The following is a 14,488-nucleotide window of genomic DNA, read 5'->3' as shown; positions in this document are numbered from 1 at the left end:
CCGCCACTTCCGCTCTTTCACCCACTTCAGCCTTCGAACGGGGGGCGTCATGCCTTCTTCTGTCATGCTCACACCAAGAAAGGGTGGCGGTGCGCAGGCACCCGCCGCCGTCTCCGCCTTCGATCTGCGCAAGTCGTACGGCGACAAGACCGTCCTCGACGGCATCGATCTGCGCATCCCGGCCGGCACCGTGTTCGCGCTGCTCGGGCCCAACGGGGCCGGCAAGACCACCACCGTGCAGATCCTGACCACGCTCGTCGCCGCGGACGGCGGACAGGCGCAGGTCACCGGCCACGACATCGCCACCGCCCCGGACGGGGTGCGCGCCGCGATCGGGGTCACCGGCCAGTTCGCCGCGCTCGACGACCTGCTCACCGCCGAGGAGAACCTGCTCCTCATGGCCGACCTGCTCCGCCTCGGCAAGCGCGAAGGGCGCGCCCGCACACGGGAGTTGCTCGAACGGTTCGGTATCGCGGACGTCGCGGGCAAGCGGGCCGCGACCTTCTCCGGCGGCATGCGGCGCCGGCTCGACCTCGCCATGACACTGGTCGGCGACCCCCGGGTGATCTTCCTGGACGAGCCGACGACCGGCCTCGACCCGCGCAGCCGCCGCACCATGTGGGAGATGGTCCGCGAGCTGGTCGCGGGCGGTACGACGGTCTTCCTCACCACCCAGTACCTGGAGGAGGCCGACCAGTTGGCCGACCGGATCGCGGTGCTGGACGGCGGCCGGATCGTGGCCGAGGGAACCGCCGACGAGCTGAAGGCGCGCATCCCCGGCGGCCATGTACGGCTGCGGTTCACCGACCCGGCCGCGTACGGGCGCGCGGCGGCGGCCTTCCCCGGCGCCGCCCGTGACGACGGCGAACTCGCCCTGCGGGTCGCCGGCGACGGGGGACTCGACGCCCTGCGCGCCCTGCTCGACCGGCTCGCCGACGCCGGCATCGGGACCGCCGACCTCTCCGTGCACACCCCCGACCTCGACGACGTCTTCCTCGCCCTGACCGGCCAGGGCACCGGCGGCCCCGGCGCCCCGCTCCACTTCAAGGAGAACCGATGAGCACCTTCGTCCACGCCGTGCACGACTCCCGGGCGATGCTGCGGCGCAACCTCAAGCACGCGATCCGCTACCCGTCCGTCGGGCTCGGCGCCGCCATGATGCCGATCCTGATGATGCTGCTGTTCGTGTACGCCTTCGGGGGCTCGATCGGCGCCGGGATGGGCGGCCGGGACGCCTACATCGGCTACCTCACCCCCGGAATCGTCATCATGGGCGTGGCCGCCGGTTCGATGTCGACGTCGATCGCGGTCTGCAACGACATGACCGAAGGCATCATCAACCGCTTCCGCACCATGAACATCACCCGCTCGTCGTTCCTGACGGGGCACGTCGTCGGCAGCGTCATCCAGACGATGCTCTGCTGCGTCCCGGTCGTGGGCGTCGCCCTCGCGGTCGGCTTCCGCTCCGCGGCGAGCCCGCTGGAGTGGCTCGCCGCGGCCGGCCTCCTCGCGGCCATCGCGTTCGCGGTGACCTGGCTGTCGGTGGCGCTCGGTCTGATCTCCAAGACGGTCGAGTCCGCGAGCAACAAGCCGCTGCTGATCCAGTTCCTGCCGTTCCTCGGCTCGGCGTTCGTGCCGGCCGGGTCCATGTCGCCGGGGCTGCGCTGGTTCGCCGAGAACCAGCCGTTCACGCCGATGACCGAGACGCTGCGCGGACTGCTCTGCGGCACGGAGATCGGCGACAACGGATGGATCGCGCTGGCCTGGTGCGCCGGGATCGCCCTGATCGGCCACCTCTGGTCGCGCTCGCTGTTCAACAGCGAGACCAAGCGCTGACGGCGCTGCCGGGCCGGAACCTGCGGCGGCGGTTCAGTCCAGCCAGTGGTCGCGGCCGATGGTGATGAGCCGCAGCTGCCGGGTGGCCAGCCGGGTCACCCGGTGCCGCTCCTGCACCGGGCCGTCCAGCGCCTCCAGGAACTGGGAGGCGCTGATCAGCATCTGGTCGACGTACAGGCGGGCGAGCATCAGCACGTCGTCGTCGCTCCAGCCCGCCGACGCGGGGTCCTGGGCCAGCTCGGCCTTCACCTCCCCGGCGAACCGGGCCAGTTGGTCGCCGATGGCCTCGCGTACCGGCTGCACCCCGCCGTGCCGCTCGCGGGCGATGAAGCGGACGTGGGAGGGGTGGGCGGCGACGTAACGGGCGATCAGCTCCACGGCGCGGGTGATGCGTTCCTCGCTGTCACCGGTCGTGGACACCGTCTCGCGCACCATCGGGTGCAGGCTGCCCAGCGCCTCGTCGACCAGGGCGACACCGAGGTCGGGGATCGAGCGGAAGTGCCGGTAGAAGGCGGTGGGGGCGACCCCGACGGCACGGGTGACCTCGCGCAGGCCCAGGCTGCTCAGGCTCTGCTCCTCCAGCAGCGCGAGCGCCGCGTCGAGGAACGCCTGCCGGGTCTTCTGCTTCTGGGCCTGCCGGACGCCGAGGGTGTGACTCATGTCATCCAGTTAACAACTGTTCTCCGGAATTGAAAAGCGGCCGGACGGGATACACTCAAAGTGAGTGAACAAGTGTTACTACAGCTGTTCACCGAAACTTTACAGAGCCTGCCACACGAGGCATCTCGGAGGGGGATCCGATCCCATGCTGTTCCTCGTCGCCGCACTCATGCTGCTCGGTGTGGTGCTGGGCACCGTGGCCCACGCACCGCTGCCGGTCACCGGTGTCCTGGCCGCCGTCATCGCCGTCTGGCTCGGCGTCTTCGCCGTCCGCGAGCGGCTCGGCCGCCGCCGGCGCACCTCGGCCAACTGACCGCCCGCCGACCGCCCACCGACCCTCAGGAGGCGAGCACCATGCAGCTCACCGCACCGGCCCCGGCCCGTTCCCAGGCCCCCGCACGCAAGCGCGACGCCGACGGCATGGCCGTGGCGTCCTTCATCCTCGGCCTTCTCGGCCTCCTCGTCCTCAACCTCTTCCTCGGCCCGATCGCCATCGTCCTGGCCGCGGTCTCCCTGTGGCGCGGCACGGCCCGCCGAGGCCGCGCCTACCTGGGCCTCGCCCTGGGCGTCGCCGACCTGGCCGTCCTGCTGATCGTCATGCAGGTCTCCCACACGGTCTCCTGGAGCCTGTGACCCGCCGGCGCACCGCCCGCCGACGCGGGCATGCCTCCCGCGGGGCCGCTGGGAGGAGCGCGGTGCCGGGTGCGCCGCGGCCGCGTCCGGTGCGGCCGACGTGGGGCGCACGGCCCGATGACCCGCCGCGCCGTAGAATCTCCCCACCATGGCTTACCTCGATCACGCCGCGACCACCCCGATGCTCCCGGAGGCGGCGGAGGCTCTGACCGCCCAGCTGAGCGTTACGGGCAACGCCTCCTCCCTGCACGCCTCCGGCCGCCAGGCCCGTCGGGCGGTCGAGGAATCCCGCGAGACCCTCGCCGACGCACTCGGCGCACGGCCCAGCGAGGTCGTGTTCACCTCCGGCGGCACCGAGGCCGACAACCTCGCCGTGAAGGGCCTGTACTGGTCCCGCCGCGCCGCCGACCCCGCCCGCACCCGCGTCCTGTCCAGCCCCGTCGAGCACCACGCCGTCCTGGACGCCGTGCACTGGCTCGGCGAGCACGAGGGCGCCACCGTCGAGTACCTGCCCGTCGACTCCCACGGCCGCGTCCACCCCGACGCCCTGCGCGAGGCCATCGCCCGCAACCCGAAGGACGTCGCGCTGGCCACCGTGATGTGGGCCAACAACGAGATCGGCACGATCATGCCGATCCGCGAACTCGCCGACGTCGCCGCCGAGTTCGGCATCCCGCTGCACGCCGACGCCGTCCAGGCGTTCGGTCAGGTCCCCGTCGGCTTCGGCGCCTCCGGCCTCGCCGCGATGACCGTCTCGGGACACAAGATCGGCGGTCCGTACGGCATCGGCGCCCTGCTGCTGGGCCGCGAGCACACCCCCGTACCCGTGCTGCACGGCGGCGGCCAGGAGCGCCATGTGCGCTCCGGCACCCTCGACGTCCCCGCCATCGTCTCCTTCGCCGTCGCCGGCCGCCTGGCGACGGAGCGGCGCGCGCGGTTCGAGCGGGAAGTGGGCGCCCTGCGCGACCAGTTGGCCGACGCCGTGCTGGCCGCCGTACCGGACGCGATCCTCGGCGGCGACCCCGCGCCCGGCGGCCGGCTGCCCGCCAACGCGCACTTCACCTTCCCCGGCTGCGAGGGCGACTCCCTGCTGCTCCTGCTGGACGCCCAGGGCATCGAGTGCTCCACCGGCTCCGCCTGCACCGCGGGCGTCGCCCAGCCCAGCCACGTCCTGCTCGCCGCCGGCGTCGACCCGGACCTGGCCCGCGGCACCCTGCGCTTCTCCCTGGGCCACACCTCCACCCGGGCGGACGTGGACGCCGTCGCCAAGGCCATCGGCCCCGCCGTGGAACGCGCCCGCGCCGCCGGTCTCACCTGAACCGGACCCCGCGGCGGGCATGCAAACGACCTACGAGGCGGGTTCCCTTCGCCGGCATTGTCCGGATCAGGTGTCTGGAGGTCGCCTTCCGGTCTACGACCATCCGGCCTCTCAGCCCGAGCGTCGACGTCGGCACCAGCGGATCCCTCGCGGTCTCACGCTGACGTCGGCTACTCCGCTTGGACTCCCTCACTCGTCTCGTAGGTCTGTGTTCAGGATAAGACCGCCCATACCAGACATAAAGAGCCCGGCCCATGATTTTTCCGGGGCCCGTACCCTGGAAGCGTTATGACTGAGACCCCGCAGCGCCCCCTCCGCGTCCTCGCCGCCATGTCCGGCGGTGTCGACTCCGCCGTCGCCGCCGCGCGCGCCGCGGAAGCCGGCCATGACGTCACCGGCGTCCATCTCGCGCTCTCCGCCAACCCCCAGTCCTTCCGCACCGGCGCGCGGGGCTGTTGCACCATCGAGGACTCCCGCGACGCCCGCCGCGCCGCCGACGTCATCGGCATCCCCTTCTACGTGTGGGACCTCGCCGACCGCTTCCGCGAGGACGTCGTCGAGGACTTCATCGCCGAGTACGAGGCCGGCCGCACCCCCAACCCGTGCCTGCGCTGCAACGAGAAGATCAAGTTCGCCGCGCTCCTGGACAAGGCGCTCGCCCTCGGCTTCGACGCCGTCTGCACCGGCCACTACGCCAAGGTGATCGTCCGCGAGGACGGCTCCCGCGAGCTGCACCGCGCCTCCGACATGGCCAAGGACCAGTCGTACGTCCTCGGCGTCCTGGACGAGAAGCAGCTCGCGCACGCGATGTTCCCGCTCGGCGACACGGTCACCACCAAGGAGGAGATCCGCGCCGAGGCCGAGCGCCGGGGCCTCGCGGTGGCCAAGAAGCCCGACTCGCACGACATCTGCTTCATCGCCGACGGCGACACCCAGGGCTTCCTCGCCCGGCGGCTCGGCAAGGCCGAGGGCGACATCGTGGACGAGTCCGGCACCCGCCTCGGCACGCACGAGGGGGCGTACGGCTTCACCATCGGCCAGCGCAAGGGCCTGCGCATCGGCACCCCGGCCCCGGACGGCAAGCCGCGCTACGTCCTCGACATCTCCCCGGTCACCAACACCGTCACCGTCGGCCCGGCCGCCGCCCTGGACGTCACCGCCCTCACCGCGATCAAGCCCCGCTGGTGCGGCACCGCCCCCACCGCCCCCGGCACCTACACCGCCCAGCTGCGCGCCCACGGCGGCGAGACCGAGGTGCGGGCCGAGCCGGTCGACGGCGAACTGCGCGTCACCTTCACCGAACCGGTCCGCGGCGTCGCCCCCGGCCAGGCGATCGTGCTCTACGACGGCACCCGCGTCGTCGGCTCGGCCACGATCGCCTCCACCACACGGGCGACGACGGCGGTGTGACCCCCCCCTGGGACAGCACACCTAGGCCGTGAAGAACTCGGCCAGTACCGGGCCCAGCGCCTCCGGCTCCACCATGTGGGTCTGGCCCTCCAGGACCCGGTACGCGCCGCCGGGCACCGCGTCCGCGATGTCCCGGCCGGCCCGGCGCATCCACTCGGGGCTCGCGCCGCCCGCGATGGCCAGCAGGGGCACGGAGACGGCCGCGAGGCGGTCGCGGGGGAGCAGTCCGTCGCCCATCACGGCGTCGTCGTACGCGAGGCTCGGCGCGACGGCCTCCAGGCCGGGCCACATGGGGGACTGCCGGGCGCGCCCGATCATCTCCTCGCCGAGCGCGGTGAGCCGCAGGAACAGCTCGACCGCGTCCCCGCGCCGGTCCGCCGCGAGCGCCCGGCCGAGGTCCCGCTTGTACGCGGCCTCCCGCTCGGCGCCGCCCGCCAGATGGTCCGCGTACGGCACCTCGTACACCGCCGCACGGGTGACCGGCAGCCCGCTCGCCGCCGCCTGGAGCACCAGCGCGCCGCCGGAGGAGACGCCGAACAGCGCGGCGTCCCGGCCGACCGCGTCGAGCAGCGCGGCCAGGTCCTCGATCTCGCGGTCCACCGCGTACGGCGGGGTGTCGCCGCTCTCACCGCGCCCCCGGCGGTCGTAGACGACGGCCGTCACCCGGTCCGCGAGCCGCTCGGCCAGGGGGGCCAGGGTGCCACCGGTGGACATCGCGCCGCTCACCAGGATCACCGCGGGCCCCCGGCCGGTCACCGCGTAGGCGAGGGGGGTTCCGTCGCGTGAAGTCGTCCTCTTGTCCATGTCGGTGCAGACTGCCGCACGAGCCCGGACTCGTCGCTCACGACACGTCGACGTCGTAGAAGCAGAGGTGGTCCTTGATCGCCGCGACGTCCGGCTTCGGCTCCGGGTACGCCCAGGCGAGATCGGGCGCGTCCGGCAGCGACCAGTAGGATGCCGTGCCCTTGAAGGGGCAGACGGTGTGGGTCCCGGAGCGGGTCAGCAGGTCGAGGCGTACGTCCCCGGCCGGGATGTAGTAGCGGTCCGGGCAGCCCGTCTCGCGCAGGAGGAGGGGGCGGTCGGTCTGCGCGAGCACCTGGTCGCCGTGCACCACGCGCACGTGCCGCTCGCCGGCTTCGATGGTGATGATGTGTCCTTCAGCCATACCAGGACAGCGCCGCCGGGCGCCGGGTTCTTCCCGCGTACGACGCCGGGTTCCTCCCGCGTACGGTAGGGAACATGAACATCTGCGTCTTCCTCTCCGCCGCCGATCTCGACGAGCGGTACACCCGCCCCGCCCGCGAGTTCGCGGAGCTGCTCGGCAAGGGCGGCCACACCCTGGTCTGGGGCGGTTCCAACGTCGGTCTGATGAAGGTCGTCGCCGACGGGGTGGATGAGGCGGGCGGCCGGCTGGTCGGCGTGTCCGTGGAGTTCCTGGCCAACAAGACGCGGCCCGCCGCCGACGAGATGGTGATCGCCGCCGACCTCGCCGAGCGCAAGAAGCTCCTCTTGGAGAAGGCCGACGCCGTCGTCATCATGGTGGGCGGCACCGGCACGCTGGACGAGGCCACCGAGATCCTGGAGCTGAAGAAGCACGGGCGCACGCAGAAGCCGGTGGTGCTGCTGAACACCGCCGGGTTCTACGACGGGCTGCGCGAGCAGTTCCGCCGCATGGAGGAGGAGGGCTTCCTGCCCCGCCCCCTGGCCGAGCTGGTCTTCTTCGCCGAGGAGCCGGTCGGCGCCCTCGCCTACCTGGAGGAGCAGCTCGGTACCCGCTGATGCGAGCATGGCGGGTATGGCTACACATGTGATCACCGGGGCCGGTTCCGGCATCGGCGCGGCCGTCGCCCGCCGGCTGCACGCGCGCGGGGACGAACTCCTGCTGCACGCGCGGGACGCGGGCCGCGCGAAGGAACTGGCCGGGGAGTTTCCCGGCGCCCGCACCCTGGTCGGCGACCTCGCCGAACCGGACCGGCTCTCCTGGGCGCTCTCCCACCAGACACTGCCCGACCGGGTGGACTCCCTGCTGCACATCGCCGGCGTGGTGGACCTCGGCGAGGTGGGCGAGCTGACCCCCAAGTCCTGGCGCCACCAGCTCGACGTCAACCTCATGGCCCCCGCCGAGCTGACCCGCCTGCTGCTGCCCCAGCTGCGCGCGGCCCGCGGCCACGTCCTCTTCGTCAACTCCGGCGCGGGCCTCGCCGCGCACGCCGGCTGGGGCGCGTACGCCGCCTCCAAGCACGGCCTCAAGGCCCTCGCCGACGCCCTGCGCCAGGAGGAGCACGCCGCGGGCGTCCGCGTCACCTCCGTCTATCCGGGCCGCACCGCGAGCCCCATGCAGGCCAAGGTGCACCAGCAGGAGGGCAAGGAGTACGACGCCGGCAAGTGGATCGATCCCGAGTCGGTGGCCACGACGATCGTGATGGCGCTGGACCTCCCGCGAGACGCCGAGGTCAATGATCTGACGGTACGACCGGGACGGTGAGCGGGGCCCGCGGGTTCCGTAGGCTTCTCCGGTGAGCGAAAACAGCGTGTTCAGGTTCGCCGGGGCCACCGGAGTCGGGTCCATGCCCGGCGGGGACGCCCGGGAGGCCGTCAAGACCGTCACCGGGTCCTTCGAGGACTTCCCGTACCTGCCCGAACTGCCCGCCCGCGGGCCCGGCGCGGACATGATCGGCCGGACCGCCGGGATGCTGGTCGAGCTGTACGCGCACGTGGAGCCCAGCGGCTGGCGGATCGGGGACCGGCCGGGGCGGGACACCCGGCGGGCGCGCGGCTGGCTCAGGGAGGACCTGGACGCGCTGGAGGAGTTCACGCAAGGCTACGAGGGCGACCTGAAGGTGCAGGCGGTCGGGCCCTGGACGCTCGCCGCCGCCCTGGAGCTGAGGAACGGCGAGGCCGCCCTCTCCGACCCCGGCGCCTGCCGCGACCTCGCCGGCTCCCTCGCCGAGGGGCTCCGACTCCACCTCGCCGAGGTCCGGCGCCGCGTCCCCGGCGCCCGCGTGCTGCTCCAGCTCGACGAGCCCTCCCTCACCGCCGTGCTGCGCGGCCAGGTCCGCACCGCCAGCGGCTACCGCACCCATCGCGCCGTGGACCGCCAGGTCGTGGAACACACCCTGCGGGAGGTCGTCGGCGCCCACCCGGACGGCCCCGTCGCCGTCCACTCCTGCGCCCCCGACGTGCCCTTCGCCCTGCTGCGCCGGGCCGGCGCCGACGCCGTGTCGTTCGACTTCGCGCTGCTCACCGAACGTGACGACGACGCGATCGGCGAGGCCGTCGAGGCCGGTACCCGGCTGTTCGCCGGTGTCGTACCCGGCACGGACGGCCCATTGTCAGACCCTGCCGGTAGCGTCATGGGTGTCAGGACGTTGTGGCGCAGGCTGGGGCTGCATCCGGGCCTGCTCGCCGAGGCGGTCACCCTCACCCCGGCGTGCGGTCTCGCGGGCGCTTCCCCCGGCTACGCGCGCCAGGCGCTCGCCCATTGCGTCCGGGCGGCGAGATCCCTCGCGGACAACCCAGAGTAACGGGAGGACAACACGGTGGCCGGCGACAAGCAGGCGGAGACCACGGCGGTGCCCGCCGAGGCCCGCGACAGGCACGCGCAGCTGGCGGAGCAGATCGAGGAGCACCGCTTCCGGTACTACGTGAAGGACGCTCCCGTCATCAGCGACGCGGAGTTCGACCAGCTCCTGAAGTCCCTGGAGGCGCTGGAGGAGCAGTACCCTGAACTGCGCACCCCCGACTCGCCCACCCAGAAGGTCGCGGGGTCGTACGAGACGGAGTTCACCGCCGTCGAGCACCGCCAGCGCATGCTCTCCCTCGACAACACCTTCAACGACGAGGAACTGGCCGCCTGGGCCGACCGCATCGCCCGCGAACTCGGCGACCAGAAGTACCACTTCCTGTGCGAGCTGAAGGTCGACGGCCTCGCCGTCAACCTCACGTACGAACACGGCCGTCTCACCCGCGCCGCGACCCGCGGCGACGGCCGCACCGGCGAGGACATCACGCCCAACGTGCGCACCATCGCGGACATCCCCGACCGGCTGGACGGCGACAAGGTCCCCGACCTGGTGGAGATCCGCGGCGAGGTCTACTTCCCGATGGAGAAGTTCCTCGAACTGAACGAGCGCCTGGTCGCGGCCGGCGACAAGCCCTTCGCCAACCCCCGCAACGCGGCGGCCGGTTCGCTGCGCCAGAAGGACCCCCGGGTCACCGCCACCCGCCCCCTGCACATGGTGGTGCACGGCATCGGTGCCCTGGAGGGCTTCAGCGGGATGACCCGCCTGTCCCAGGCGTACGACCTCCTCAAGTCCTGGGGCCTGCCCACCTCCTCGCACAACCGGGTGGTCGACGACCTCGACGGCGTCCGGCAGTTCATCGCGCACTACGACGGCGAGAACCGCCACTCCGTGGAGCACGAGATCGACGGCGCCGTCATCAAGCTGGACGAGATCCGCCTCCAGGGCCGCCTCGGTTCCACCGCGCGCGCCCCCCGCTGGGCCATCGCCTACAAGTACGCGCCGGAGGAGGTCAACACCAAGCTCATCGACATCAAGGTGGGCGTCGGCCGCACCGGCAGGGTCACGCCGTACGCCCAGGTCGAGCCGGTCACCGTCGCGGGCAGCGAGGTCGAGTTCGCCACCCTGCACAACCAGGAGGTCGTCAAGGCCAAGGGCGTGCTGATCGGTGACACGGTCGTCATCCGCAAGGCCGGCGATGTCATCCCGGAGATCCTCGGCCCGGTGGTCGACCTGCGCGACGGCAGCGAGCGGGAGTTCGTGATGCCCGGCGAGTGCCCCGAGTGCGGCACCCCACTGCGGCCCATGAAGGAGGGCGACATCGACCTCCGCTGCCCCAACGCCCGCACCTGCCCGGCCCAGTTGCGCGAGCGCGTCTCCTACCTCGCGGGCCGCGAGTGCCTGGACATCGAGCACTTCGGCGGGGTGGCCGCCGCCGCCCTCACGCGCCCGCTGGAGCCGGCCGACCCGCCGCTGGTGGACGAGGGCGACCTGTTCGACCTGACGGTGGAGAAGCTGCTGCCCATCAAGGCGTACGTCCTCGACCCGGACAGCGGGCTGCCCAAGCACGACCCCAAGACCGGCGAGGCGAAGGTCGTCACGGTCTTCGCCAACCAGAAGGGCGAGCCGAAGAAGAACACTCTCGCGCTGCTGGAGAACATCGAGGCGGCCAAGTCCCGCCCGCTGGCGCGTTTCCTGAACGGGCTGTCCATCCGGCATGTCGGCCCGGTCGCTGCCCAGGCCCTCGCCCGCGAGTTCCGCTCCACCGACCGCATCGAACAGGCCACGGAAGAGGAGTTGGCGGCCACCGACGGCGTCGGACCCATCATCGCCGCCGCGGTCAAGGAGTGGTTCGCCGAGGAGTGGCACCGCGAGATCGTCCGCAAGTGGAAGGCCGCCGGGGTTCCGCTGGAGGACCAGGTCAGCGGGGAGGCGGAGGGTCCGCGTCCGCTGGAGGGGCTGACCGTCGTGGTCACCGGCACGCTGGAGAACTTCACACGGGACGGCGCCAAGGAGGCGCTTCAGAGCCGGGGCGCCAAAGTGACCGGCTCGGTTTCGAAGAAGACCTCTTTCGTTGTCGTTGGTGACAATCCGGGATCGAAATACGACAAGGCCATGCAATTGAAGGTTCCGGTGCTCGACGAGGACGGATTCGGCGTCCTGTTGGAGCAGGGTCCCGAGGCCGCGACGGAGGCCGCGCTTCCGACCGAGGAGTAGCGGTTGAAGGCCACCCGTTCGGCGCATACCAGTTGCATACGGGTGGCGCCGGGCGCATTCGGGCAACCGCCGACGACCGGTGCCCGTGGAAGCCCCACGCGGCCTAGTGTTGAGTTGTGCACCTGCCGTGCCCGGCGGCGGACGGGGGCATTTCCCTGCCCGCCGCGGGCGCGGCGAGGGTTTCTTCAGTGCGGAGCCGTCGATGGTGTCGGACATCGGGCCGCGCGGCGTGGGCACCGCCGGCTGTGAGAGGGACGGGAATGGAACCGACCGAGAGCGTCGCCCCGGACTCACGGCTGCGCCTGCGCCGCCGCGCGCTCGCCTGGCGGGAGATCCTGCGGCCCGGACGCGGTGGCGGCCGTACCGGCCCGCGCGTCCACCCGGCCATGGCCGGCCCCGCCGGCGCGCCGGGCACCCGCGTCCCCCTCGCCATCGAACCCGCGCCCAGCCTGGCGGGCGCGGGCACCAGCCTCGGCGCCGGGCAGGAGCCCGGCCGGCAGGGCCCCTGGCCCGCGCTGCCCGCGGCCGTCACGGCGGCCGCCGCGCTCGTCCTGGCCGCCGGCTTCGTCCGCGCCTTCGACGGCGGCCACGCCCTCTTCCCGTGCGGCACCCTCGGCTGGTCGCTGGCCCTGCTCACCGGGATCATCGTCGGGCACCTCGTCATGCTGGGCCGCGCCCGCTGGTGGGGCGGCACCGGCTCGGGCGCCGCGCTCACCCTCGCCGTGCTGCTGCTCTACGGCTGGGTGCCCGCCGGCATGGTCAGCCTGACCGTCGTCGTCCTGGTCGGCATCGCCCGCCGGCACCGCTGGCGCCAGGGCGTGCTGCACGGCGCGACGGACATCCTCGGCATCGTCGTGGCCGCCCTGCTGCTCGGCGCGCTGGGCCGGGTGCCCAGCGTGGAGCAGCCCTGGCGGGCGCAGAGCTGGAGCCTCGCCACCGTGCCCGAGGTCGCGCTGGCCGCCGTCGCCTATCTCGCCGTCGGCCGGGGCCTGCTGTGGTACCTGACCGCGCCGGGCGAGCACGGCCTGCCGAGCATCCCCCGGCCCGCCCTGGTCCGGCAGGGACTGGTGGCCGTGGCGCTGCTCGGCATCGCGCCGCTGCTCTGCGTGGTCGCGGAGGCCCAGCCGGTGCTGCTGCCGCTGTTCGCCATCCCCCTCATCGCCCTCGACTCGGCTCTGTGGATGGCCCGCGCCCGCGCCGAGGAGCAGCTGCGCGATCCGCTGACCGGACTGCCCAACCGGCAGTGGCTCCAGGAGCGGATCTGGACGGCGCTGGACGACGCCGACCGCGCGGGCGCCCGTTCCGCGCTGATGCTGATCGACCTCGACCGCTTCCGTTCGGTCAATGACACCCTCGGCCATCTCGCCGGTGACCGGCTGCTGTTGCAGATCGCCGAGCGGCTGCGGCTCGCCCTGCCGCGCGGCGCGGAGGCGGCCCGGCTCGGCGGCGACGAGTTCGCGGTCTTACTGCCCGCCGCCGACTCCATCACGTCGGCGATGCGGGTCGCCCGCGGCCTGGTGACCGCCCTCAGCTCCCCGCTCGACCTGGACGGCCTCACCCTCGTCCTGGAGGCGAGCGCCGGGGTCGCCGTCTTCCCGGACCACGCGATGGACGCGGAGGGGCTGCTGCGGCGGGCCGACGTGGCCATGTACCAGGCGAAGCGGGACCGTACGGGCGTCGAGGTCTACGAGTCCAAGCGGGACTCCAACACCCCGGACCGGCTCGGGCTGCTCGGCGATCTGCGCCGGGCGCTGGATGCCCACGAGGTGCAGCTGCACTACCAGCCCAAGGTGCGCTTCGACGGCCAGGTGGCCGGTCTGGAGGCGCTGGTGCGGTGGGTGCACCCGGAGCGCGGGAAGGTACCGCCGGACGAGTTCATCGCGATCGCCGAGTCCTCCGGGCTGATGCCCCATCTCACCGAGTACGTCCTGGAGACCGCCCTCGCCCAGGTCGCCCGCTGGCGGGCGCAGGGCATCCGGGTGCCGGTCGCGGTCAACGTCTCGCCCCGCGATGTGCACACGCCCGGCTTCGCGGGTTCGGTCGCCGCGCGGCTGGCCCGGCACGGGGTGCCGGCGGGCGCGTTGCAGCTGGAGATCACCGAGCACGTCCTGCTGGAGGACCCGCAGCGGGCCGCCGACACCCTCGCGGCGCTGACCGGGCACGGCGTGAAGATGTCCCTGGACGACTTCGGCACCGGGTACTCCTCCCTGGTGCACCTGCGGCGGCTGCCGGTCAGCGAGCTGAAGATCGACCGCTCCTTCGTGGCCCGCCTCGCGGTGGACGCCGAGGACGCGGAGATCGTGCGCTGCACCCTCGACCTCGCGCACTCCCTGGGGCTGCTCGTGGTCGCGGAGGGCGTGGAGGACGACGAGACCTGGGAGCGGCTGCGGGACCTGGGCTGCGACGCGGTGCAGGGATGGCTGGTGGCCGCGGCGATGCCGCCGGAGGAGACGACGGCATGGCTGCGCTTCCGCCAGACCAGCGTCGGCTCACCCACGCGCCGCCCGCTGCCCGAGGGCGAGGTCTCGGTCCCGGACGCGAGCGGCCCGCCTCCGGCGACGACGGGGGGCCGCAAGCCGTCCGCCTAGGCCCTGCGGTGAACGCGCCGGTCACAGCCGCTCGTCGCCGGCTGCGACCGGGGCAGCGGCCGAGCGGTGCCGCGAACCGTGTGGGCGTCGGGCGGTGGCGTGAACCGTGCGGGCGTCGAGCGGTGCCGCGGATCGTCCGCCCGCGGGCGCGTCGCGGCCGGTCGCGCAGTTCCCGGCGCCCCCGCGCGCGGACGCGGTTCCCGGCGCGCCTCCGCAAGCGTGCCGGCACCCGGTGCGTACCCCTCAGTTCCCCGCGTCAGTCCCCCGCGCCCCCGCGAGCGCGCCGGCGCCCGGTGGCGTACGCC

At 72.9% G+C, this 14,488-nt stretch carries 14 protein-coding genes and 1 riboswitch; of the genes, 11 read left to right on the top strand and 3 right to left on the bottom strand.

Translation table 11 applies throughout. The features are described from left to right. The first annotated feature begins 64 nt into the window (after positions 1-64). Both ACE4Q9_RS10125 and ACE4Q9_RS10120 read left to right on the top strand, forming a co-directional pair. Entirely contained in the window at positions 65-1,060 is a 996-nt protein-coding gene (locus ACE4Q9_RS10125; RefSeq protein ID WP_397987168.1) for an ATP-binding cassette domain-containing protein, read from the top strand. Further along, a complete protein-coding gene (locus tag ACE4Q9_RS10120) occupies positions 1,057-1,836 on the top strand; it encodes an ABC transporter permease (RefSeq protein ID WP_397983902.1) in 780 nt (259 codons plus the stop codon). The genes ACE4Q9_RS10125 and ACE4Q9_RS10120 overlap by 4 nt, the downstream gene beginning before the upstream one ends. A 33-nt stretch (positions 1,837-1,869) precedes the next feature. Here the strand turns inward: ACE4Q9_RS10120 and ACE4Q9_RS10115 are convergent, their stop codons facing one another. Next, a complete protein-coding gene (locus tag ACE4Q9_RS10115) occupies positions 1,870-2,496 on the bottom strand; it encodes a TetR family transcriptional regulator (RefSeq protein ID WP_397983901.1) in 627 nt (208 codons plus the stop codon). A 145-nt stretch (positions 2,497-2,641) separates the two neighbouring features. Here ACE4Q9_RS10115 and ACE4Q9_RS10110 point away from each other — a divergent pair, with 145 nt between their 5' ends. The 4 genes from ACE4Q9_RS10110 to mnmA all read left to right on the top strand — a co-directional run bounded on the left by ACE4Q9_RS10110 (position 2,642) and on the right by mnmA (position 5,857). Beyond that, a complete protein-coding gene (locus tag ACE4Q9_RS10110) occupies positions 2,642-2,809 on the top strand; it encodes a hypothetical protein (protein ID WP_397983900.1) in 168 nt (55 codons plus the stop codon). A gap of 41 nt (positions 2,810-2,850) precedes the next feature. Beyond that, positions 2,851-3,129, top strand: coding sequence for a DUF4190 domain-containing protein (locus ACE4Q9_RS10105; RefSeq protein ID WP_397983899.1), 279 nt, complete (start codon positions 2,851-2,853; stop codon positions 3,127-3,129). A gap of 148 nt (positions 3,130-3,277) precedes the next feature. Beyond that, the gene (locus ACE4Q9_RS10100) at positions 3,278-4,447 is read left to right on the top strand and encodes a cysteine desulfurase family protein (protein ID WP_397983898.1); all 1,170 of its coding nucleotides are present in this window, start codon (positions 3,278-3,280) and stop codon (positions 4,445-4,447) included. A 26-nt stretch (positions 4,448-4,473) separates the two neighbouring features. Then, positions 4,474-4,648, bottom strand: a riboswitch (TPP riboswitch). 87 nt (positions 4,649-4,735) lie between these two features. After that, positions 4,736-5,857 carry a tRNA 2-thiouridine(34) synthase MnmA gene (gene mnmA, locus ACE4Q9_RS10095; protein WP_397983897.1) on the top strand — a complete coding sequence of 374 codons (1,122 nt, stop codon included), beginning with the start codon at positions 4,736-4,738 and terminating at the stop codon, positions 5,855-5,857. A 21-nt stretch (positions 5,858-5,878) separates the two neighbouring features. Here mnmA and ACE4Q9_RS10090 read toward each other — a convergent pair whose 3' ends face one another. Together ACE4Q9_RS10090 and ACE4Q9_RS10085 are read right to left on the bottom strand one after the other, a co-directional pair. Further along, positions 5,879-6,661 (bottom strand): alpha/beta fold hydrolase, encoded by a 783-nt coding sequence (locus ACE4Q9_RS10090; RefSeq protein WP_397983896.1) that lies wholly within the window; start codon positions 6,659-6,661, stop codon positions 5,879-5,881. Between the two features lie 37 nt (positions 6,662-6,698). After that, positions 6,699-7,022, bottom strand: a complete 324-nt coding sequence (locus tag ACE4Q9_RS10085; protein ID WP_397983895.1) for a DUF427 domain-containing protein — start codon at positions 7,020-7,022, stop codon at positions 6,699-6,701. Positions 7,023-7,096: 74 nt separating this feature from the next. Here ACE4Q9_RS10085 and ACE4Q9_RS10080 point away from each other — a divergent pair, with 74 nt between their 5' ends. From ACE4Q9_RS10080 to ACE4Q9_RS10060, 5 genes are all read left to right on the top strand, one after another. Beyond that, the gene (locus ACE4Q9_RS10080) at positions 7,097-7,636 is read left to right on the top strand and encodes a TIGR00730 family Rossman fold protein (protein ID WP_397983894.1); all 540 of its coding nucleotides are present in this window, start codon (positions 7,097-7,099) and stop codon (positions 7,634-7,636) included. A gap of 7 nt (positions 7,637-7,643) precedes the next feature. Further along, positions 7,644-8,342, top strand: coding sequence for an SDR family oxidoreductase (locus ACE4Q9_RS10075; protein ID WP_397983893.1), 699 nt, complete (start codon positions 7,644-7,646; stop codon positions 8,340-8,342). Positions 8,343-8,373: 31 nt separating this feature from the next. Next, complete coding sequence (locus ACE4Q9_RS10070; protein WP_397983892.1) at positions 8,374-9,381, top strand: methionine synthase; 1,008 nt, start codon at positions 8,374-8,376, stop codon at positions 9,379-9,381. Between the two features lie 15 nt (positions 9,382-9,396). Further along, positions 9,397-11,595 (top strand): NAD-dependent DNA ligase LigA, encoded by a 2,199-nt coding sequence (gene ligA, locus ACE4Q9_RS10065; RefSeq protein ID WP_397983891.1) that lies wholly within the window; start codon positions 9,397-9,399, stop codon positions 11,593-11,595. Positions 11,596-11,855: 260 nt separating this feature from the next. Next, complete coding sequence (locus tag ACE4Q9_RS10060; RefSeq protein ID WP_397983890.1) at positions 11,856-14,183, top strand: putative bifunctional diguanylate cyclase/phosphodiesterase; 2,328 nt, start codon at positions 11,856-11,858, stop codon at positions 14,181-14,183. The last annotated feature ends 305 nt before the right edge of the window (positions 14,184-14,488 follow it).

Origin of the sequence: Streptomyces sp. AM6-12 (assembly GCF_044327085.1) — a bacterium.
Classification (GTDB): Bacteria; Actinomycetota; Actinomycetes; order Streptomycetales; family Streptomycetaceae; genus Streptomyces.
The sequence above is the reverse complement of the archived record's forward strand: the minus strand, read 5'-3'. Positions and strand labels throughout refer to the sequence as shown.

Coding starts and splice junctions, on each gene's coding strand:
- ACE4Q9_RS10125 (WP_397987168.1), top strand. CDS start 65: ATGCTCACACCAAGAAAGGGTGGCGGTGCGCAGGCACCCGCCGCCGTC.
- ACE4Q9_RS10120 (WP_397983902.1), top strand. CDS start 1,057: ATGAGCACCTTCGTCCACGCCGTGCACGACTCCCGGGCGATGCTGCGG.
- ACE4Q9_RS10115 (WP_397983901.1), bottom strand. CDS start 2,496: ATGAGTCACACCCTCGGCGTCCGGCAGGCCCAGAAGCAGAAGACCCGG.
- ACE4Q9_RS10110 (WP_397983900.1), top strand. CDS start 2,642: ATGCTGTTCCTCGTCGCCGCACTCATGCTGCTCGGTGTGGTGCTGGGC.
- ACE4Q9_RS10105 (WP_397983899.1), top strand. CDS start 2,851: ATGCAGCTCACCGCACCGGCCCCGGCCCGTTCCCAGGCCCCCGCACGC.
- ACE4Q9_RS10100 (WP_397983898.1), top strand. CDS start 3,278: ATGGCTTACCTCGATCACGCCGCGACCACCCCGATGCTCCCGGAGGCG.
- mnmA (WP_397983897.1), top strand. CDS start 4,736: ATGACTGAGACCCCGCAGCGCCCCCTCCGCGTCCTCGCCGCCATGTCC.
- ACE4Q9_RS10090 (WP_397983896.1), bottom strand. CDS start 6,661: ATGGACAAGAGGACGACTTCACGCGACGGAACCCCCCTCGCCTACGCG.
- ACE4Q9_RS10085 (WP_397983895.1), bottom strand. CDS start 7,022: ATGGCTGAAGGACACATCATCACCATCGAAGCCGGCGAGCGGCACGTG.
- ACE4Q9_RS10080 (WP_397983894.1), top strand. CDS start 7,097: ATGAACATCTGCGTCTTCCTCTCCGCCGCCGATCTCGACGAGCGGTAC.
- ACE4Q9_RS10075 (WP_397983893.1), top strand. CDS start 7,644: ATGGCGGGTATGGCTACACATGTGATCACCGGGGCCGGTTCCGGCATC.
- ACE4Q9_RS10060 (WP_397983890.1), top strand. CDS start 11,856: ATGGAACCGACCGAGAGCGTCGCCCCGGACTCACGGCTGCGCCTGCGC.